The following is a 1,239-nucleotide window of genomic DNA, read 5'->3' on the forward strand; positions in this document are numbered from 1 at the left end:
AGGTGTTGACAGCAGCGTGTAACGCTGTAGAATTCGCCTCCCGCTAACGAGAGATCGAAAGCGCAAGTGGTTGAAGTTACAAGGGAAACTTTGAAATCTTCTGAAATAACCGCTTGACAGCAACAGAGGCTGCTGTAGAATGCGCGCCTCGGTTGAGCGAAAGCTTAACCAACCGCTCTTTAACAACTGAATCAAGCAATTCGTGTGGGTGCTTGTGGAGTCAGACTGATAGTCAAAAAGATTATCAGCATCACAAGTTACTCCGCGAGAAATCAAAGATGTAACCAACGATTGCTGAGCCAAGTTTAGGGTTTTCTCAAAACCCAAAGATGTTTGAACTGAAGAGTTTGATCATGGCTCAGATTGAACGCTGGCGGCAGGCCTAACACATGCAAGTCGAGCGGTAACAGAAAGTAGCTTGCTACTTTGCTGACGAGCGGCGGACGGGTGAGTAATGCTTGGGAACATGCCTTGAGGTGGGGGACAACAGTTGGAAACGACTGCTAATACCGCATAATGTCTACGGACCAAAGGGGGCTTCGGCTCTCGCCTTTAGATTGGCCCAAGTGGGATTAGCTAGTTGGTGAGGTAATGGCTCACCAAGGCGACGATCCCTAGCTGGTTTGAGAGGATGATCAGCCACACTGGGACTGAGACACGGCCCAGACTCCTACGGGAGGCAGCAGTGGGGAATATTGCACAATGGGCGCAAGCCTGATGCAGCCATGCCGCGTGTGTGAAGAAGGCCTTCGGGTTGTAAAGCACTTTCAGTCAGGAGGAAAGGTTAACGGTTAATACCCGTTAGCTGTGACGTTACTGACAGAAGAAGCACCGGCTAACTCCGTGCCAGCAGCCGCGGTAATACGGAGGGTGCGAGCGTTAATCGGAATTACTGGGCGTAAAGCGTACGCAGGCGGTTTGTTAAGCGAGATGTGAAAGCCCCGGGCTCAACCTGGGAACTGCATTTCGAACTGGCAAACTAGAGTGTGATAGAGGGTGGTAGAATTTCAGGTGTAGCGGTGAAATGCGTAGAGATCTGAAGGAATACCGATGGCGAAGGCAGCCACCTGGGTCAACACTGACGCTCATGTACGAAAGCGTGGGGAGCAAACGGGATTAGATACCCTGGTAGTCCACGCCGTAAACGATGTCTACTAGAAGCTCGGAGCCTCGGTTCTGTTTTTCAAAGCTAACGCATTAAGTTGACCGCCTGGGGAGTACGGCCGCAAGGTTAAAACT

General features: G+C 51.0%; 1 rRNA gene. It reads left to right on the top strand.

What is annotated here, in order from left to right:
* Positions 1-335: 335 nt before the first annotated feature.
* Positions 336-1,239 (top strand): 16S ribosomal RNA (locus AP059_RS00025); the annotation flags it as partial.

The organism is Pseudomonas sp. TAA207, assembly GCF_001529285.1.
In the GTDB taxonomy this organism is placed as follows: domain Bacteria; phylum Pseudomonadota; class Gammaproteobacteria; order Pseudomonadales; family Pseudomonadaceae; genus Aquipseudomonas; species Aquipseudomonas weihenstephanensis.